Genomic DNA, 19,918 nt, shown 5'->3' on the forward strand with positions numbered 1-19,918 from the left:
GTTCCTCCCTCAGGAAACCACGAGGTCGAGCTCGATTTTCATGTATCCGATGCCGGTGAAGCGCTGTTCGACGAAGACATTGTCGTCGATGATGTCGATCTCGTGCCGGGGCGCCGGCGTCAGCACGGCGTCCGGACGGCTGGCCGAGGAGGCCTCGCCGCTGCCGGGGCCGGGCCGATATTCCTCGCCGTCGTCGCTCTGGAACAGCCGGCAGCCGCCGACGAAATCGACATAGGGCAGCCCGTCGATGAACGCGACGAGCGCCGTTGCATCGATGCGCTGGCCGAGCGCGACCTCGGCGCCTTCTTCATACGCCCAGGGCGCAAGATGGCGGTTGATCGCATCGTTGAGCCGGCGCTTCTCGAACGCGACGTCGGCCTGCGAGCGGAAGCGCACGCCGACCCGAACCCGAACCCGAACGAAATGCGGATGGCCGACTGCGATGCGGGCCACCGACGGCGCGAGCGGCTGGAGATAGTCGCGCACTTCGTCGAGCAGGCTGCTCGGCGCACGCGGCGTGAAGGGATCGGCGAGGCGGTGCGCCTGGATGTCGGGGACAAGGATCAGGCGGACATTGCCGGGCCCGCCCGACATCGTCGCGGGCAGGCACTTGACCTTGTGCACTTCGGGAAAGCGGGCGAGCACGAGATGCTCATAGTCCCAGGCGGTGAGCGCGCGCCCCTTGTGGCGCAGCCGCTCCCCGGCGCGGACCCGGAAGCCGGCATCGCCTTCGGCCGGCGCGCCGCCGAAGGCGGCATAGGGCTGGACGACCTTGAGCAGCCCAGGCGCGCTGTCCGCGATCGTGCGGATCGTCCCGGCGGGGAGCGGGGCGGCATAATGTTCGGGGGGCGCGCCATCGTCGAGGAAGGTGGCGGAGGCGGCCTGGGCGTGGACGCCGGCGAGCGCCGAGGCCGAAGCAGCGCCCGAGTCGACGGTCGCACGCAACCAATAGGGGCCGTGCGGCATGCGTCCGTCGGGGTCGGCGTCGGGCAGGTCAAAGCGGATCAGCCCCGCGCGAGCGAGGCCGAGCGTGGTGTCGTGCGGCTGTTCGGGCAGATCGGTCCAGCCGCCGGCATCGAGATAGGACCAGCGCAGGCCCACCGGCCGATCCTCGCTGCCCCCGCCTGGAACCGTCTCGAAAAGCAGCGACACTGCCTGCGGTGCGGCGACACGATCGAGGCCGACATAGAGCGCACCTTCGGCGTCATAGGCAGGGAGCAGGGTCCAGCCGCCTTCGGGCTTGTCCGGCGCCTCGACCACGCCGAACGGGTGGAGGTGATAGAGGCGGTCGACCGCGTCGGCGCGGCGATATTGGTTGAGGACCACTTCGTGCGTGGCGGCGAAGTCGAGCTGGAGCTGCTTGAGCTTGGGGGTGTAGGGCGGCCGGACGATATAGCCACTGGTATCGGTCACCGGTCCATTGCGCAGCGCCGCGGCGAGCGCGATGGCCTTGTCGGCGGAGAGCCCGGGATATTCGAGATGGCCGAAGCCGGTGCCCGCCAGCGTCATCACCAGATAGCGCCGCCGGTCGCGCACCGAGCGAGTATCCGGCTCGACGACGCGGTCGGCGGGGGCGGCGGTGCCGAGGGTGAGATCGGCGCCGCGCATCGCGGCGTTGGGGTCGGCGCCGAACAGCGGCTGGGGCGCGCCGAGCGCCGTTGTGCGGACGCGGCCGTCGACCAACGCGAATTGGGCGGTGAAGGTGCGCGCCGGATAATTGGCGTAGTGCGCGGCGAGGTTGGCGGGGGCGCCCTGCCACTGCCAGCGCAGCGTCAGCGACGTCAGCCGCTTGTTGAGCAGGTCGGGATGCCCGATCGCTAACTCGGCGCCGGGGGGCGCGGTGCTGCCGAACGGCTCGAACGGCTTCTTGCCGTCGGCGCGGCCGTGATCGGTCTCGAGATCGAGCGGCCAGAGCCCGGGAGCGTCCTTGCCGTCCTGCCGGCCGACCACGACGCGGAGATGAGCGCGAGCCAGGCGGAGCGTGCGGAAGCGCGCATACGCGGTCTCGAAGCGCTGGCCGTTCCAGACCGGGCGAAGCTCCAGACGAAGCACTGGCCAGCGCGGGTCGGTCGGCCCTGCGAGCGGCGGCGCGGTGGCAGGATCCGATTCGTCGAGCGTGAAGGCGATGCGCAGCGCGACCAGCGGCTTGGCGGGCTCGAGCGGGGCGATGTCCGCGGTGTCGGCATAGCGGACCTGAGTGAACTCGGCGCCTTCGATCGCGAGCCATTCCTTGCCGGCGCTCAGCGAAAGCGCGAAGGGCTGCTTGAGCGGCACGTCGGTCTTGGCGGTGGGGTCGAGCAGCGCCCCGCCCTGGTCGTCGTAGAAGGCAAGGGTGAGGACGATCCGGCGGCGTCCGGTCGACAGCGCCAGCGCCGGCGAAGCGATCGCCCAGCCCAATGCGCTGGGCCGCCGCGCCGCATCGCCCTCCTTCGGAATTGCGCCGAAGCTCGGCCAGGCGACACCTTCCCCGGCTGCGGCGGGCGCGTCGGCCTCCGCCCACAAAGCGTGCCAATAGGTACGCTCCGCGACCGGTTCGGGCAGCGCGAGCCGGCGCCGGCGCGAAGCCGCGTGGATTTCGTCGACCTGGCCGAGCGTCGCGGGGTCGGCGCTGCCGTCCAGCGCGGTCCGGACCAGCGCGACTTCGGCGGCGCTGGCGTAGCGCGCGAGCGTATCGAGCAATGCGGGCGAGTCGATCGCCTCGCCGGTCGCGGCTGCCAGCGCCGCCTTGACTCCGCTCGCTTCGCGCACCCCCCGCATCGCCACGCGCTCGTCGTTGCGGACTTTCCGGGCATGCGCTTCGGCGAGCAGCGCCTGGGCGTCGGCCCATGCCGGATCATGGTCCGGCGCGTCGAGGATCGGCAGCAGCCGGACGAGCTTTTCGGCGGCGAGGAAGAACCAGGCCTCGATCTCGGCGATGCGATCGAGATAGCTGCCGACGCTGGTGACGCCCGTGGCCTCCGTCCCGGCGGTCGCCCAGTCGATCGCACCGAGCGCCGTCTTCAGGTTAGTGTCGAACGCCGTCGGCGCCGTTGGGGCAAACGCCCAGGCGGGATCGCTCCGCATGCGGCGGCCGGCGACTTCGAGGAAACCGTTGATCACGCGCCAGTCGGCATCGGCCGCGCGCTTGGCGTCCATCATCGGCACGAACTGGCGATCCACCGTGAGGAACAGCTTGGTCTCGATGAACGCGCGCACGTCGCGCCGGTCGAGGTGGAGCATCAGGTCGTCGACGGTGGCGACTTCCTCGAGCCCGTTATTCTTCATCGGATCGCCGTCATAGGCCTTGAGGAAATTGGCGGCGAAATCGCGGGCGTCGGCGGGCGCGAGCTGCCAGCGCGGGTCGCCGCGCTTTGCCCGGCCGGCGGTCTGCAGTGTGGTGTTGATGAGGTTCCAGTCCGCGTCCGCGCCGTCGCGGCGGCGCTTCCGCGCGACCAGCGTGCGCAGCTCGAAGAATTCGAGCCGCAGGGTCGCGCGGCTGAACGCCAGCAACTGCACCAGCGCCCGCCAGCGCGCCGCTGTAAGCGCGGACCCGCGCAGCGGCGGCAGCGGATCGCTGGGGCGCGGCACGCCATACGCCAGCCGCAGCAGCGCCAGCGATTTCTCCTCGGGCGTCCCCGGCTCGGCGTGGCGCGCCTCGGCCAGCCCGACGACTTCGCGATCGACCATGCTCGTCGCCAGCGCCGCCACCCGCGCCCGATTGACGACCAGCGTGTCGTCCAGCCGATAGACCCGGTCCCGCCGCCGGGCGTCGCGCCCGGCAAGCAGCCGCAGCCCCTCGGGCGCCTCGGCGGCGGCAATGCCGGCGGCCAGCTCGAACAGCACGAAGGCGCGGTCGGGGCGGGCGGGGGCGGGCTCGAGGCGCAGCACCTCGCGCAGCTGGTGCTCGTAATGGCGATCGGCGACTGCGTTGATCGCGTCCTGCCCGTGGCGCAGCAGCCGCACGCAGGCGAGTAGCAGCATCATGTGCGGCTTGCGCAGCGTAGCGAAGCGCGGGTCGAGAAAAGCCCCGGGATCCGCGGCGAAGGCGGCCGCCTCGGCGTGGCTGACCAGACCCTCGCCGGGGTTGGCGGCGAGCCCGGCGAACATCGGCGCCCAGTTCCCGTCCGCCACGCCCGCCTCGCCGTCCGGATCGTACCACAGCAGATGCTCGGCATAGGCCTGGGCGAAGGCGATCATGTCGGCGGGAGAGCGCTCGTCGAGCCGGACATAATCGGGTGCCAGCTCGGCGCGCAGCCGTCCGCGCTGGGACGTGCCGTCGCGCTCGCCGCCGCGGAGTTCCTCGAGCATCAGGCTGCCTTCACTGTCATGTTCGTCGTCACGAACTGGCCGTTGCCCGAATAGCTCGGCGTCGCGTCGGGCACCGGGCCGGTCGCCTGGGGCTGCTGCGCCGGGCTGTTGACGCTGAACTTGGCGACGAACATCGATCCCTTGAGGATCAGCTTGGTGCCGCCGCCGACCGTCGTCTGGGTGAGCTGGTCGCCGGCAAGCTGGTCGATCTCGAGCGTGCCGGTGCCCGGGATCACATATGGCGGCGCGACGTACATGCAGCCCGGCACGCTGACCGAGCCCTCGTCGCCTTCGAGGCACACCGCCTTGCCGCCCACGGTCGCCGGGCCGCTGCCGGTGATGACGCCCGGCTGCACGACCACCATCGCCGCGCCGAACGCCGGCAGGAACATGGCCTGGTCGCCGTCGACGACGACGAAGTCGCTCATGGCCGTGCCGATCCCGAGGCTTCGCGGATGTAGAAGGGATAGACGAAATTGTAGCGCGAGTTCGCGCCGCGCAGCACATAAGAGAGCGAGATGGTGAGCAGCCCGGGCTCGTCGCCGCTCTCGGCGATGTCGAGCCCTGCGACGTCGATGCGCGGCTCCCACGCGATCACCGCCGCGAGGATCGCCGAGCGCATGTCGGTGAGCAAGGTCCGGTCGATCTGCGCGAACATGTGGCGCGACAGGCTGGCGCCGAAATCCTCGCGCATCGGCCGCTCGCCGATCTCGGTGGCGAAGAGGATGCGCAGGCTCTCGGCGACGTCGGCGGCGCCCGCCACGGTCTCGACCTCGCCGCCGCCGCGCCCGAAGTTCGGCGGAAACGCCCAGCCGCGCCCGAGGAACGGGGCATCCCCCGACATGAAGGTGCCGTCAGTTGAGGCCAATCTGGGTCCCCTTGATGATGACGTCGCCGCTGGCATCGACCTTGAAGTCCTTCGCCGAGACGAGCGCGATGCCGTCCTTGTCGAGCACCAGCTGGTTGCCGTTGCCGTCGGCGATCGTGATCGACTCGGCGCCGCTTTCCACCGCGAAGGTGAGCGACGAGCCCTTCGCCTTGAGCGCCAGCCCGGTCTTGTCGGACTTGTCGATGATCTCGAGCGAGGCGTTGGCGCTGCCGAAGCCCTTGGCCTCATTGTCCTCGCTCGCGGTGGCGAAGGCGTCGAGCGGCGCGTTCTTCGAGCCGTACAGCGCCCCCAGCACCACCGGCTCGCGCGGATCGTCGGCGAGGAAGCCCACCACGACCTCGTCGCCTGGCATCGGGCGGAACAGATAGCCGCGCTTGCTCCCCGCCTCGGGCGTGGCGAGCCGTGCCCAGACGAGCCCGTCGCCCGCGCCGACGCCGGGCAGCATCACCCGGACGCGCTGCTCGCCCGCGGGATCGGATTCGAACTGGTGGACCAGGCCGATCCGCAACCCCTGGACCGCGGGCAGCGGCGCGAGCGAGGGCGCGCCCGGGGCGGGCGTCGATTGCGGCAGTCCCAATTGGAGATCGGTCGACCAGCCATTGGTCTCGACGACATGGCGCACCCCGCTCACCACCGCGGTGCCGGTGAAGCGCGCGCCGACGCCGCGCAGCTCGATCAGGTCGAGCGGGTCGATCGCGGTGCCGCCGACATTCACCCGCCCGCGCAGCAGCGCGAGCCGCTCGCGCGCGAGCCTGGCATCGGCCCAGGCGCGCAACTCGGCGCTGGGCAGCGGCGCGAGATGGGTCAGCGTGGCGGTGCCGAACCCGAGCGCCGCGGCGGCATCGGCCGCATCGACGTCGCCCTGGGCGATCGCGAACGACGTGGCGGCCGCGGCGGCGGTGAGCGCTCCCTGGGGAAGATCCCAGCCCACGGCCTCGATGCTCTCGGGCTGCGTCGTGGCGTCGAGCTCGAGCTCGATATCGTTGATCGCGTCGAGCCCGAGCTCGACGGTCAGCGCCGCAGCCCCGCTGACCGACCAGGGCTGCATCGACAGCTTGCCGTCCTTGACGGTAATCGCCATCCCCGTCGCCGCGGCACGCGCCAGGATGAAATCCCAGTCGCTGACGTCATATTGCACGAGCTGGGGGTGGACCAGCCCGGCATCGGCCAGTTCGCCCCGGTCCACCCCGGCGCGCGTCAGCACCGCGCCGACCGCGTCGGCATCGCTGCCCTCGGCATAGACCGCGCTGCGGCGCGGCCGGGTCAGCCGCCACGCCTTGTCCTTGCATTCGATCACCACCCGCGGCGATCCGCCGCTGACTTCCATCCGCAGCCGGACGATCAGGCCGGCGAAAAGCGCCGTCGTGGTCTCGTCGACGCGCACCGAGATCGATACCGCGGCGCCGGGCACCAGCGCCTCGCTGTTGAGCGCGGGAAAGGTTCGGCTCGGCAGATCGCCGTCGATCAGGACGATGCGGCCATAGGGCACGCGGCCGACCTCGCGCACCACCTCGACCGAGACGAGCAGGCATTCCGGCGGGATCGGCTCGCCCGCGACGGTGACCAGGGGGACGGCGTGCGGCATCGGGCTAGCTGATGATCGGCGGGAAGACGAGTTCGCGGCCCGGCTCGACGACGCGAAGCTGGTCGAGATCGTTGACCCGCGCGACCGCGGCGACGCGCTGCGGGCTGCCATAGATCTCGCGGGTGAGGCTCGCGACCGTATCGCCGGCGCGGGTGATGCGGCTATGGGTGACGTCGGGCGAGGCAAGCCCGGCGATGCGAAGCTGATTGGCGTGCTCATCGTCCGAGACGAGCGCGAGATCGAGCTCGGCGCGTAGCGGCGAGCCGTCGCGATTGAAGCTCTGATAGGCGACTGCTGCGGTCTTTAGCCGGCACTTGTAGCCGGTCTGGCCCAGCTCGGTGCCCCATTCGCCCCATTTCACCCACAGGAAGCTCGGCTGGTGGGTGTCGCCGTTGACCTGATAGGCGAGCCGCAGGAAGTCGCCGATCCGCTCGCCGACCGTGCGCTTGCTGCCGAACAGCGTGACGAGCCCGATCGTGTCGACGCCGGTGCCGTCGAGCAGCAGCTTGACGTTGAGGTCGGCGGGCTTCTTGCGCACGAACCGCGCTTCGTGGCTGGCGCCCGACGCGTCGCTCGCCGCTTCGTACAGCACGCCGAACGACTGGGTCAGCGTGGTCGGGTTGAACATCGCCTCGAACTCGCCGATCTTCGACGTGCGTTCGCGGTTCGAATAGGCTTCGATCTTGAGCTTCTCGAGCTTGAAGATGTCGGGGAAGCCCATCGCTCAGGGCTCCTGTGCGCGGCGGAGCTGGCGCATCACCTCGGCCACGCAGTCGCGAACCAGCAGCGCCCGGGCGTCGGCGTCGAACACCGGCGCCTGCTCCTCGTCGCGCTCCGCGGCAGCGCCCTCGGCGATCGCCCGGATCACCAGCTCGCGGACCTCGATCGGCATCAGACCCGCACCACTTGCATGCGCGCGTAGGCGAGCTCCATCGTCTCGATCATCACCGACGAGCTGTCCGCGCTGAGCTCGGAGGTCAGCCAGCGCACCGGATAGGCGCGGATGAACATCCACCCCGCGAGCGGCACCTTGTCTTCGCTGAGCGCGGTGACCAGCACGTTCGAGGGCGCGAACTTGAACAGCGTCATCGCCGCGTTGAACTCGATCGTCAGCGGCGATCCGACGGTGACGCCGCGCTTGAGCACGAGATTCTGGTAGGTGATCGCATCGGGCAGCCGGTGCGAATAGAGCAGCTCGCCGCCCTCGCGATGGGTGACCGTGCCGATCTCGGCATTGAGCCCGCCGACGCTCTGGAAGCGGATGTCGAGCGGATTGGGGATCAGCCCGCCTGCGAAGAAGAACACGCCGAAGCGGAAGTTGGCGATCGGGTCCATGGCTCACGGACGCTCCACCGTGATGCCGCTCGCCATCACATCGAGCGTCTGGACCGCGACTTCCGAACTGCTCGCGTTCAGGCTGGGGCCGGTGAGCTTGACCGGGATCGCCCTGCGGATCCGCCAGACGAGCACCGGGGTGCCCGTCGCATCGACCAGCGCCACGTCGAGCGGCCTCGCCTCGGCATCGTCGCTCGTCAGCCAGGTGAAGAAGCGGCTGTCCTGGGCGAAGACCCCGCGCTTGAGGGTGAGGCGCTGGTGCTTGGTCGAGCGATAGGTCTGCAGCGTCTCGCCTTCCCATTCGCTCAGGCCGTGCTTGTACGTCGATTGCTCGCGCTCGAAGGTCAGCCCGGTCACCTCGGCAAACGCCACCGACTCCCCGGCGAGCGTGGCGCGAAAGCCGTTGGCGAGGAGCGGGGGCGCGCTGGCCATCGAAGGATTACGCCTCCTCGACGGTGATGCGGTCGGCGCGCAATTCCATCGATTCGATCGCGATGTCGTTCGACTTGGCGTCGAAGGTCGGCGCGTCGAGCTTCGAGGGGAAGGCATTGATGATGCGCCACGAGATCACCGGCGCGCCCGCCTCGTCGCACAGCCGCACGAACACGTCGCGCTTCTCGACCTGGTTGAGCGCGGTCGACGCGAACCATTTGTAGAGCGTGTTGACGCTGGTGCCGCGCACCAGCCCCTTTTTGAGCGTGATCGTCGGCGCGGTATGCTGGGTGGGCATGTGCAGCGTGCGCGGGCCCGGCGCACCGCTTTCGACGGCGCTTTCCTTATAGGTGGTGATCTCGAACCCCATGCTGAGGCCCGAGACCTCGGAGAAGCCGATCGCTTCCGAGCCGATCTCGACTCGGAAATTATAGACGGGGAGGGGGTAGGATTGCCGGATTTCGGCAGCGGTGACGGCCATGACGGATATCCTTCAAACCAGAGGAGAAAGGCGGGCTCAGGCCTGCTGGAGCCGATGCATGAAGCGCAGCACGACGAATTCGGCGGGGCGCACCGCGGCGATGCCGATCTCGACGATGAGGCGTCCTTCGAGCACGTCCTGCGGCGTCATCGTCCGGCCCAGGCCGACATTAACGTAATAGGCCGCCTCCGGCTTCGACCCGGCCAGCGCGCCGCGCTCCCACAGGGTGTAGAGATAACTCTCGATCATGCCCTTGACCTTGAGCCACGTGGTGGCGTCGTTGGGCTCGAACACGGCGAAGGCGCTCGCCTTGCGCGTCGATTCCTCGATCGTGATGAACAGCCGGCGGACCGGCACGTAGCGCCATTCATTGTCGTTGCCCGCGAGCGTGCGCGCGCCCCAGATCAGCGTGCCCTTGCCGGCAAAGGCGCGCACCACGTTGATCGACTTGCCCGCATCGGGATCGACGTTGAGATTCTCCTGGTCGGCATCGGTCACGCGCGTGACCGGGCCGATCGTCGCGTTGAGGCTGACATTGGCGGGCGCGCGCCACACCCCGCGGTCGCGGTCCATCGCGGCATAGGCACCCGCCACCGCCGCGCTCGGCGGCAGCGTGACGCGGACCTTCGAGACCGCTTCCTTGATCCGGTTGTACAGCGCGGTCTGGGTGACCTTGAGGTCGCCGAGCGGGCCGCTGGTGGCCTGCGCGACCAGCGCGGTCCCAGCCGCGGCGGTCGCGGCGAGCGTGCCTTCGCCGGTGCCCTGCTTGCCGATCGAATAGCCCGCCGGCTTGTCGGCCAGCGCCTGCCACGCGTCGGCGAGCTGCGCGCCGGTCTTGCCGCCGGCATTGCTGATCGTCAGCAGCTTGCCCTCGAGCTTGAACGTCGCCGCATCGGCGGCGGTGCCTATTACCACGCGCACGCGCGGCGCCGCGTCGGCAGCGCCGGAAAAGGCGATGGTCAGGCCGCCGCCGGCATCGGGGAAGTCCTTGCGGAAGCTGGTGACGCCCCCGGTCATCCGCTCGACGCTGACATTGGCGTCGTCGGTCTGCCAGGTGAGCGTGGTCGCGAGATAGGGATGATAGGCCGCGGCGTAGGAGAGGTAGTTGTTGCCCACCGCGCCGCGGAAGCCGGTGACGTCGCCGTCGGGCACGTCGAGCAGCACGAAGCGGTCCTTGAGCCGGTTGCACTGGGCGAGCGCCGCCTGGACGAGTGCGCCATAATCGGCCATTTCGAGCCGGTCGGCCGCCTGCGGGAACAGGATCAGCGTCGGCTCGTCCTCCTGCTCCAGACGGGCCAGGCCCGCGGCGAAGTCGGCCGCGGCCGTGGCGCCACCGCCGACCGGGATGATCCAGCACGGCCCGCCGCCGTTCGCGAAATAGTGATTGACCGCGTAGAACAGGGTCGCGGCCGCAGCGTCCTCGGTGCGCTCGATCGTGAAGCTCGTGTCGGCGGGATCGGCCGGGACGGCGACTTCGAACTTGGCGGCTGCCGCCGATCCGAACAATGCCTGATATTCGAGGAAGCTGCCGATCCGCGCCGCGGCGTCGCCGCGCTCGACATAGCCGATAAAGGCCGGGACCGCAGTCGAGACCTCGGCCACCGACGGCGGCAGGGTCGCGACTTCTTCGATATAGACGCCGGGAGTCTTGAGTTGCACGGCTATTCCCCTTTCGATCAGTGTTCAGTCAGGCAGTCACCACGCGAAGTGTCTGGTTGAAGGCTGCGGCGTCGCCGATGCGAATGGTGGCGCCAGGTGAAGGATTGGGCAGCGCGCCGAACAACCGCGTCGTGCCGACATGGAGCTCGAGCCCGCGCACCGCCGATCGGCTGGCGGCGAACGGCGCGTCGGAGAGGAAGCGCAGCACGCGGAGCCCGGGGTTGCGCCGGCGCAGCTCGGTCCCGGTCGCATCGTCGGCGGCGGGGGCGGTAAGCTCGGCCCGGCCGGCGTCGCGGAAGGCGGGGGCTGGGCCGCTCGCCCCGTCGCCGCGCGCGATGCGCCATTGCGCGACCGGATTGGGCAGGTCGGTGACGAGATAATAGCACCAGCGCGCCGTCGCGACGGGCAGCGCGGCCACGCACCGGCGTGGCCCCCCCGTGATCGCCGTCTTGACGTTGGCGGGGGTCAATTGCACCGACACCAGCGCGAAGGGACGGGGATCGTCCTGCTCCTCCCGCGGTTGCCGGCGAAGCTGTTGCGGCGTGCCTGCCGGCGCGCCCTTGTCGGTGTACAGCGACGCGGTGCCGAGCGCGGCGAGGTCGGTGGCGTAGAGCAGTTCTGCCGCGGGCCGCTCGATCGCGAAGCGGAGCGTGACCGGGGCAGTCAGCGGCACGCGCAACGCGTTCTTGGCGTCGAACTCGCCGAAGATCGTGAAGCTGCTGCCGCTGGGCTTGGCGATCAGCCGCAGCCCGCGCAGCCGCGCTGCGGTCGCGGCATCGGGGACCAGCGCCGAACCCGGCAGGCTGCCCTCGCCCAGATAGGCGTGCGTGGCGGCGAGCTCAAGCAAGGGCCGGTACGGCATGTCCGACGTCCCGTTGGGGTTCGCTGACCGCGGGCGCCGGCGCGGCGTCGGCATCCTGCTCGATCGTAAGCATCCGCATGCGGAAGAGCAGCGACGGATGATAGGCCAGCCGCAGCGACGCCCACAGGTCGTTCTGCTGCGTCACCGGCAATGTCGACAATTCCACGACCAACCGCCCGATCCGCGGATCCAGATCGGGGAAGGCGCGGGCCTCGAACACCCGGTTGGACTGGAAGAAATGCAGCACGGCGAACAGCGCGGCGAGCCCCGCGTCATAGGCGCGATACCGCGCAACGAACAATATCATCAAGTTGAGCCGCAGCGCAGGCTGTACCGCTAGAGTCGAGCCGTCATTGAGCGTGCGTGCAAACGGATCGTCCGCGCGCATCACCATTTCCTGCTCCATGTTGACGAGCAGCATATTAACCGCGCCGACCTTCAAGGTGAGCGGGTCAAGCTTGTCGCCATCAGGAAAGACTATAGCCTCTCCAAGCCCCGCATCGACCGATCCCGAACAGCGCGCGATATGCTCGTTCAGTCGATCGCGGACAAAGAGCATGGCGCGATCGATCATCGAACTGGACTCGTCTTATATGTAACTGAAATATGACGGCCACGTTCGAACACGCGCAATCCCCCCACGGAATCGACTCGAATCACGTTATCGGTGATTTCCGATCAATAGATAAGTAAACTATCGATTGGCGCGCGCGCAAGCGATTCTATCGCGCTCCGGGAAGTTCATTTTGACTATTCTTCATAAGAACTTGAGCCGGTTCTATTCTTGGGCCGTGCGATATGATAGCCTGCGCCATCACGATCGGCCGCCGGGGGGATGACTTGCTGCGGAAGAACGCCGGGCCTCCGGTGATCGAGTTCGAAACGCGGTTCGGCGCCTGCAAGACATGCGCCGTGCGCCCGGCCGGGTGAGCGGGTGCGCGCGCGGGAATCCGAGAGAGACGCGGACCAGGGGCGTGCAGAGTCCCGGTCGAACCGCCGCGGTGCGGGCCGTGTCGGTGCGGCGCGAGGCGCGCCCGCGGCATCGCCTCCGCAGCGGCAGCCTGTCCCCCCCTTCGAACTGGGCGCTGTCGAGGACCCGGCCGAGCGCCACGCCGATGCACTCGCAGCACGGGCGCTTGGCGGCGGGACGGGCGGCGAGGGCGGCGCCAGCGCTCCGGCCGGGCCGCCCGTCCTTCGCCGCAAGGGGCCATGTGGTTGCGGCGGCTCGGGCTGTGCTGCGTGCGGCAAGGCATCCGGCTTGCAGAATTGGGGGCAGGCCAAGCAAGTCGGCACGCCCGACCGTTCGGCAGTCGCGGCGGCATTGGCAGGACCGGGCAGCATGCTCGATCCGACGATTCGCGCGCGGCTCGAATCGGGGTTTGCGCGCGACTTCGGCGATGTCCGGGTGCATGACGGCGCGCCGGCGTGGCGCGCCTCGGCGGTGCTCGGCGCGCGCGCCTGGACGCTCGGCAGCGACGTCGCCTTCGCGCAGGGCGCCTACCGGCCGAACACGCCCGAAGGCGACCGGCTGATCGCACACGAACTGGCGCATGTGGTGCAGGCCGACGGGGCGGGAACGGTTCTGCGCCGCCAGACCGAGCCGGCGAACTGCCTGGCCGCGGCGCCCAACGACCTCAACCGTAGCCGCGGGCAGACCGTCAATCCGCCCCGCGATCTCGGCTTCGGCTATCCGGTGTCCTATATCATCTGGGAAACCTATCGCGAGAACGAGGCGGCCACGACCTGGCGCGACCGGGCGATCCGTTTATGGGTTCCCTGGCGCTTCGGCCGCCAGTCGAGTGCACAGCAGGCGGCGGTGGCAGCCTATTTGCGCGGCGAAATCGGCCGGCTGCAGGCCGCCTCGCCCCATGCCGGCTGCCACTATCCGATCATGCTCAGTGCCGCCATCTACGGCACCTGCATGCGGCTTTCGGGGGAGACCGCGCGCGCCCGGCCCGATGCCCCGACACCCCAGCCGTCGGAGGCTCCGGCGCCGCCTCCCGGCGCGACGGTGGCAACCGATCCGCCTGCCGCATCGGCGACGCCCGCGGTTGCGGCGGCATCGCCACAGCCCGACACATCGACGCCCGCGGCCGCACCGCGGCCGCCTGGCTTCTCTTCCGAGATCGCAGTGCCGCCGGGACTGCCCGCGGGTGGGTACGCGCTGCCGCAGCTTCCCGCGACGATCTCGGGGCTCGAGATCCAGCCGATCGGCGGGACCGGCACGTTCGTGATGAACATCGACTGGGCGAGCGCCGGGCCCGACCTGCTCAGCCAGGTCGCCGAGGCGCATCTGGGCGCCACCTATCAATGGGAGGTCTGGGACGTGACCGGCGCGCCGATGGTGGCAGACGCCGAGCGCGCGGTGCGCAGCCGGATGCGCCTGGCGCACGCGCCTGACGCGAGCGGGCGCATCGCCGCGCGGGGCGGCGGCGCCGCGCGTGATCTCGAGCGTGCGAGCACGGATCTCGCCCGGCGACCGGCGGAGATCGAGGCCGACCAGCGCGCCGCGCTGGCCGAGGGACGCTATGCCGATGCCGTCGCCGATGAGCTGAACCGTGCGCTGCTCCCGCTCGAGGAGCTGACTCGCTATGGCCGCGAGTTGCTCGGAGGTGCCGCGGATCTTGCCGGCGACGATCGCGACCGGCGTATCGACTGGCCGCGCGCCGGCGTGTTCGTGGTGCGTTGCATCGGGCGCGTGCGGCGCGACGCGGAGCATGCGCGCGCGCCTAGCGTCGCGACCAAGCTGGTCACCACGCGCTCGGCCGAGTCCGCCTCGCGCGCCGCGCTCGATCTCCCCGCCGAGCAGGCGCGCGAGGCGCGCGACATGGGCTATGTCCTGGCCTCGATGGGTGGCGATCCGGCCGAGATCGCGCGGCTGCGCGGCGCGGCCGAGCGTGCCGAGCGGCAGGCCGGGGGCACGCCGCTGGAGATCGTGGAGGGCGAGCTGGCCGATGCGCGCGCCGAGCTTGCCGAGGCCCGGCGCGCCTATGCGGTGCAACTTGCGCACGGTCTCCACCCCGAACGGGTGTCGAGCCTGGCCACGCGAGTTTCCCAGCTCGAGGATCGCCGCACCTTGCTCCTGCGTCGCTCCGGCGAACTGGGCGCGGGCGGCGCCACGATATTCCGGGTCCGTGCCGCGCTGGTCAGCCGCGTGACCGGCGAGACCTATCAGCTCCTGTTGCAGCTGGCGGGCGGGCAGGTCGGCAGCGAATGGGTGTGTGTGCTCTCCGATGTCACCACGGCCGACGGCCATCGCTACGAGGGCCGGGCGCCCGTCGGCGCCGACCTCGCGACCGCGCAGAACGCGGCGCTCGATCGCGTGCTCGCCGCGCTCACCGATCGCAGCGAATATGGCGATGCCAGCCTGTCGATCGAAGTGCCCGGCGGCGGCTGGCTGGCGGCCGTCTCGCGCGAGCGCCGTCGCCGGACGCTGGCGGTGCGCGGCAGCCCTGGCGGATGGCAGGGCGCGCGGGCCCGTCTCGCCGAAGTGGCGACGGTGATGGCGCTGCTGGGGCTCGCGCTCGGCACCGGCGGCGTCGCGGTCGCGGGCGGGCTGATCGGTGCCGGGCTTGCCGCCGACAATATCGCGCGGCGCTGGCGCGAAGGGACGTTGCGGCCGGATGCGCAATTGGTCGGCGATCTGCTCGACGTGCTGGGCGCCGTGGCGATGGGCATGCGCGCGATCGGCGCGCTCAGCGTAGCCGATCGTGCCGGTGGCGGCGTCATCCTGCGTGCCGCGCGCACCGCCGGCGCCGCGATCGGCGCGGTGGGTGGCGCGATCGATACGGCCAGCGACGTCGCGGGCGTGATCATCGCCAATGGCGAGATGATGGGCACGCTGCTCCAGACCGCGGCGGCAGAGCGCAGCGGCGCAATGGCGCCGAGCGAGGCACGCCGGGCACGGCTGTCGGCGATCGCATCGGGGCTGCAGAGCAATGCGCTCACCATCGCAGGACATCTCGGCGCGCGCCGTGTCGTGGAGGGGCTCGAGGGCGGTCCCGCCGCGCGCAGGGGCGGTCCCGTCGATGCCCCGCCGCCGCGCGAAGGCGCGACGTTGCACGATGCGCCGCCGCCTGCCGCTCCGACGCGGACGATGGCGGGTGCGCTGGGGCGCGGCGGAGGCGGCAGCGGGGGCATGCCGCCGGTGCGCACGCCTGCCAATCACGCCGCGCACACTGCCTGGATCGACGCGACGCTCGCCGGCGGCATGGGGGTGCGTCCGCCGCCGGTGCCGCGACCGCATGCCGCGCCGGTGCGGCCGGGCGAGGTCCATTATCGTATCGCCACGATGGCCGAGGCGCTGCGGGTCTATGACGATTTCCGTGCTCGTGCGCCGGGGCGGGAGATCGGTATCTATCATCATGCGGAAACCGGCGAATATGCGGTGGTCGCCGGCAGGGAGGGATCGGTCTCCGCCCCGCTAGAGAGCCGTCGCCCCGGTGAGCGATGGGCGGATGCCGGCGAATGGGCCAACGTGCTGCACAATCATCCCAATCCCGAACAGGCGCTGACCTATCGAAACCCTGCCCCTGCCGATGTGCACGGCACCTGGCAGGAAGCTGCCCGAGCCGGGCGCCCGATCACCGCCTTTATCGAGCACGACATGCCGGGCGGCGGGCGGCGCTATACGGTGCTGCGCGTGCATCCCGACGGGCGCGTCGTGGTCGGCTTTGTCGGGGAGGGCGGGCAGCCTTCGGTGCGCGGCTTCCCCAACCTCGCCGCCTATGCCGCCGATTGGGGCGGGCGGACCCGCTATGCCGAGCCCGGCACCAGCGGCTATGCCGACCTCATGCAAGGCGTCGAGGACTGGCTGCGCAATTCGCGGAGCCAGAGTGGTGCCCTGCCGCCTTCCGGCGACCGGACGATGGCGGGCGCCGGGCCCACGCCCCCGGCTGCTCCGCCGGCCGCCGCGCTGGCGACACCCGCTACCGCGACGCCCGGGCCCACAGCACCTGCCGCTCCCACGCCTGCCGCCTCTGCACCGGTAGTGCCGAGGATCGTCGATCCTGCCGGGCGGCTACGTAGCGGATTCGCGATTTCCGATTTCGACCGGGGCACCGCCGGCACCGGCGGGATCAGCAGTATCAGCTTCGAGCCCGATCCTGCCGGCCGCTTCGCCGTGCGCATCATCGGGGTGCTGCGCCAGGGCTTGTGGCGCCGCGGCGGCACGCCGCCGGCCGGGCGCACGCGCGCGCCGAACTACAACCGGTCGTCCTCGCTCGTCACGCATGCCGAGGCCGGGTTGCCGCTGGGGCAGTGGGAGAATCTGCATCTGGTCGGCCCCGGCTTCGGCGACGAGGCGGCCGCGGGCATGATGAAGGGGCCCCGCGAAGTGAACCAATGGCACCAGAATCGTGGCGTGGAAGGCTGGATGCGCGACTTGTTTCGTGAAGTCGATCCGCTGGGTGGACGCGTCCGCTACGAAGCCATCGCGGTCGCCTGGGATCTCAACGACGGCGGCTGGCAGCCGGCGATGCAGACCGATTTCCTGCGCCGCGCCCAATATCGAGTCACCGTCGAGCTACCGAACCGTCCGGCGCGCTCGATCACCATCAACATCGAGGTGGAGCGGCCGCCCTCGACCCGCGCGCATATCAGCGTCGAGCCCGCAAGCGCGCTTAACCCGGCGCATCTGCTCGAGTGACCGACGCCGAGCATATCCTTCGAGGCAAGGCCGAGCCTTGCACGATAGCCGGGGATATCTAGAACCATGCCCGGATGCCGGCGACGAGGCTGGCGCCGCCGGTGGGTTCGCCGCGCGCGCGGACGAAGTCGGCGGTGCGGCCGAGTTTTCGATCCCAGGAGATGCCGAGATAGGGCGCGAATTCACGGGTCCGTTCGTACCGCAGGCGCAGGCCGAGCTCGATTTCCGACAGGCCTGCGCCGATGCCGTCCTCGGGCACGTCCTGTGCCGCGAGATTGGCTTCCACTCGGGGCTGGAGGACGAGATCCTGGGTGATGCGCTGGTCATAGGCGGCCTCGGCGCGGGCGAGCAGGTCGCCGCGAGTCGATAGGAACAGCGTGCCTTCGCGCCGCAGCCAATAGGGCGCCATGCCTTCGATGCCGAGCGCGGCGTAGGTTGCACGGCTGCCCGGGCCCAGATCCTGGCGGATGCCGGCTTCGAGGTTCCACCACGGATCGAGCGCGCGGCCGTAGAGCGCCTGGACCTCGGCATGGTCGACGCCTTCGCGTAGCGCGCCGCCGCCTTCGGTCTTGACCACCAGCCGGTCGATGTCGCCGCCTAGCCAGGCCTCGGCTTCCCAGCGATAGCCGTCGCGGCCGTCGCGGACCTGATATTCGGCAAGGTCGAAGAGCAGGCGGTGCCAACGGCCGCCGCCATGCTCGCTGCGCAGTTTGCGCTCGGCGCGGGCCATTGCGTCGGCGCCCCAGTAGCGGTCGGCGGCGCGGTCGCGTGCCGGGATGGGGGCGGGAGCGTTGCCCGGGGGCAGGTCGGTGCCTATCGGCGTGCCGGTGGCGGGCATGACGTGGCCTGCGTGCGGATCGTCCTGTGGAGCGGGTGCGGGCGCCATGTCGTGGCCTGCATGCGGGTCGGGCTGCGCGGGCGCCTGGGCGGGGGGCGTGCCGTGCATCGCGTGCCCCGAATGATCCTGCGCCGCAGCGGTGCCGGCTACGAGCAGCGGGGCGAGGGCGAGCAGCGCCTTCATGCCGCGTCTTGCAAGGGACGCACGCGGACGACCTGCATCATCCCGGCGTGCATATGATAGAGCATGTGGCAGTGGAACGCCCAGTCCCCGGGCACCGCGGTGACGTCCCAGCTGACCTTGCCGCCCGGCAGCACGTTGACCGTGTGCTTGCGCGGGGAATGCGCGCCGTGGCCGGTGACCAGCTCGAAGAAATGGCCGTGCAGGTGGATCGGGTGCGCCATCATCGTGTCGTTGACGAGGGTGACGCGGAGGCGCTCGCCGGTAGTGAATGCGATCGGATCGCGGACCTCGCTGAGCTTCTCGCCGTCGAACGACCACATGTAGCGTTCCATGTTGCCGGTCAGGTGGATTTCGATCTGCCGCGAGGGCGCGCGGGTGTCGGGATTGGGTTCCAGCGCGACGAGGTCGCGATAGGTGAGGACGCGATGGCCGACATCCTGGAGCCCCTGGCCGGGGTCGCCGGTACGGTCGATCGGCATCGGCGCGATGCTCTGGACGCCGGGACCGAGCCGGACCTGCGGCGCATTGGCGCCGTCGCGCATCGCCATGTCGTGGGCCATGCCGCCATGGCCCGACATATCCATCCCCATGTCCCTCATCGTCGCGAGCGGGCGCCGGCGGAGCGGGGGCACCTCGGCGGCCATGCCGGGGCGGGGGGCGAGCGTGCCGCGTGCCATGCCCGAGCGATCGACCGATTCAGCGACGATCGTGTAAGCACGGTCCTCGGCGGGCGTGACGATCACGTCATAGGTCTCGGCGACGGTGATTTGGAGTTCGTCGACGTCGATCGGGCGGACATTCTGGCCGTCGGCCTGGACGACGCGCAGCCGCAGGCCAGGAATGCGGAAGTTGAATATCGTCATCGCCGAGGCATTGACGATGCGCAGCCGCACGCGCTCGCCGGGGCGGAAGAGGCCGGTCCAATTGTCGCGCGGGCCGTGGCCGTTGACGAGGTAGGTATAGGTGCTGCCGGTGACGTCGGCGATGTCGGTGGGGTCCATCCGCATGCGGCCCCATTCGCGACGGTCCTTTGCGGACTGGTCCTGGTCGGCCATCTGTCCAGCCAACGTCTGCCGCTGGCGATTGAAGATGCCGGGCTGCTGCTTGAGCTTCTCGAAGATCCGGTGCGGGTGGAGCGGGCTGTGGTCGGAAAGGACGATCACATGCTCACGGTCGAAGCCCACCGGATCGGCGCCGGCGGGGTCGATGACGATCGGGCCGTAATGGCCCATCTGCTCCTGAAGCCCCGAATGGCTGTGATACCAATAGGTGCCCGATTGGACGATCGGGAATTCATAGGTGAAGTGCGTGCGCGCAGGGATTCCGGGGAAGGAAACGCCCGGCACGCCATCCATCTGGAAGGGCAGGATCAGCCCGTGCCAGTGGATCGAGGTTTCCTCGTCCAGGTCGTTGATCACGTGGAGCCGTGCGCGCTGGCCCTCGCGCAGGCGGATCAGTGGGGCGGGAACGGTGCCGTTGACCGCAATGGCATGGCTGGTGCGACCGTCGACCGTCATCGCCTGGTGCGCGACACGCAGGGTGATGTCCTCGCCCGAAAGCGCAGCAAGACCGGGGGACACGGTCTGCGCCCAGGCGGGCATCCAGCGGCCGAGCGCGGCCGTGCCGCCGGCGAATGCGGCACCGCGCAGCAAGCCGCGGCGATCGGTCATCCCAAACATCGCCAGGTCTTTCGGGATGGCCCGGCCATTTGTCCAGAACG

At 70.2% G+C, this 19,918-nt stretch carries 15 protein-coding genes; 1 reads left to right on the plus strand and 14 read right to left on the minus strand.

What is annotated here, in order from left to right; genetic code table 11:
• Positions 1-9 precede the first annotated feature (9 nt).
• Genes RZN05_RS00190 through RZN05_RS00245 form a run of 12 tightly spaced genes read right to left on the minus strand, consistent with a single transcriptional unit; the run spans position 10 to position 12,104 of the window.
• A complete protein-coding gene (locus RZN05_RS00190) occupies positions 10-4,287 on the minus strand; it encodes a baseplate J/gp47 family protein (RefSeq protein ID WP_317224608.1) in 4,278 nt (1,425 codons plus the stop codon).
• Positions 4,287-4,715: a hypothetical protein gene (locus RZN05_RS00195; RefSeq protein WP_317224609.1), complete on the minus strand. Its 429-nt coding sequence runs from the start codon at positions 4,713-4,715 to the stop codon at positions 4,287-4,289. The genes RZN05_RS00190 and RZN05_RS00195 overlap by 1 nt, the downstream gene beginning before the upstream one ends.
• Positions 4,712-5,155 carry a GPW/gp25 family protein gene (locus RZN05_RS00200; RefSeq protein ID WP_317224610.1) on the minus strand — a complete coding sequence of 148 codons (444 nt, stop codon included), beginning with the start codon at positions 5,153-5,155 and terminating at the stop codon, positions 4,712-4,714. Before RZN05_RS00200 ends, RZN05_RS00195 begins: the two co-directional genes overlap by 4 nt.
• Positions 5,142-6,761 carry a phage baseplate assembly protein V gene (locus RZN05_RS00205; RefSeq protein WP_317224611.1) on the minus strand — a complete coding sequence of 540 codons (1,620 nt, stop codon included), beginning with the start codon at positions 6,759-6,761 and terminating at the stop codon, positions 5,142-5,144. The genes RZN05_RS00200 and RZN05_RS00205 overlap by 14 nt, the downstream gene beginning before the upstream one ends.
• A 4-nt stretch (positions 6,762-6,765) precedes the next feature.
• Positions 6,766-7,482, minus strand: a complete 717-nt coding sequence (locus tag RZN05_RS00210) for a CIS tube protein (protein WP_317224612.1) — start codon at positions 7,480-7,482, stop codon at positions 6,766-6,768.
• 3 nt (positions 7,483-7,485) lie between these two features.
• Positions 7,486-7,653: a DUF5908 family protein gene (locus RZN05_RS00215; RefSeq protein ID WP_317224613.1), complete on the minus strand. Its 168-nt coding sequence runs from the start codon at positions 7,651-7,653 to the stop codon at positions 7,486-7,488.
• A complete protein-coding gene (locus tag RZN05_RS00220; RefSeq protein ID WP_317224614.1) occupies positions 7,653-8,096 on the minus strand; it encodes a phage tail protein in 444 nt (147 codons plus the stop codon). Before RZN05_RS00220 ends, RZN05_RS00215 begins: the two co-directional genes overlap by 1 nt.
• 3 nt (positions 8,097-8,099) lie before the next feature.
• Entirely contained in the window at positions 8,100-8,528 is a 429-nt protein-coding gene (locus tag RZN05_RS00225; RefSeq protein WP_317224615.1) for a phage tail protein, read from the minus strand.
• A gap of 7 nt (positions 8,529-8,535) precedes the next feature.
• Complete coding sequence (locus RZN05_RS00230; RefSeq protein ID WP_317224616.1) at positions 8,536-9,009, minus strand: phage tail protein; 474 nt, start codon at positions 9,007-9,009, stop codon at positions 8,536-8,538.
• A gap of 36 nt (positions 9,010-9,045) precedes the next feature.
• A complete protein-coding gene (locus RZN05_RS00235; RefSeq protein WP_317224617.1) occupies positions 9,046-10,668 on the minus strand; it encodes a phage tail sheath family protein in 1,623 nt (540 codons plus the stop codon).
• Between the two features lie 28 nt (positions 10,669-10,696).
• Positions 10,697-11,530 carry a hypothetical protein gene (locus RZN05_RS00240; protein ID WP_317224618.1) on the minus strand — a complete coding sequence of 278 codons (834 nt, stop codon included), beginning with the start codon at positions 11,528-11,530 and terminating at the stop codon, positions 10,697-10,699.
• Complete coding sequence (locus RZN05_RS00245; RefSeq protein WP_317224619.1) at positions 11,508-12,104, minus strand: Pvc16 family protein; 597 nt, start codon at positions 12,102-12,104, stop codon at positions 11,508-11,510. Before RZN05_RS00245 ends, RZN05_RS00240 begins: the two co-directional genes overlap by 23 nt.
• Before the next feature lie 684 nt (positions 12,105-12,788).
• On the opposite strand from RZN05_RS00245, the gene RZN05_RS00250 reads away from it, so the two are divergent.
• Entirely contained in the window at positions 12,789-17,177 is a 4,389-nt protein-coding gene (locus tag RZN05_RS00250) for an eCIS core domain-containing protein (RefSeq protein ID WP_317224620.1), read from the plus strand.
• 58 nt (positions 17,178-17,235) lie between these two features.
• On the opposite strand, the gene RZN05_RS00255 is transcribed toward RZN05_RS00250, so the two are convergent.
• Both RZN05_RS00255 and RZN05_RS00260 read right to left on the minus strand, forming a co-directional pair.
• Complete coding sequence (locus tag RZN05_RS00255; protein ID WP_317224621.1) at positions 17,236-18,198, minus strand: copper resistance protein B; 963 nt, start codon at positions 18,196-18,198, stop codon at positions 17,236-17,238.
• Complete coding sequence (locus RZN05_RS00260; protein WP_394804765.1) at positions 18,195-19,877, minus strand: copper resistance system multicopper oxidase; 1,683 nt, start codon at positions 19,875-19,877, stop codon at positions 18,195-18,197. Before RZN05_RS00260 ends, RZN05_RS00255 begins: the two co-directional genes overlap by 4 nt.
• Between the last annotated feature and the right edge of the window lie 41 nt (positions 19,878-19,918).

It is taken from the genome of Sphingomonas sp. HF-S4 (genome assembly GCF_032911445.1).
Taxonomy (GTDB): Bacteria; Pseudomonadota; Alphaproteobacteria; order Sphingomonadales; family Sphingomonadaceae; genus Sphingomonas; species Sphingomonas agrestis.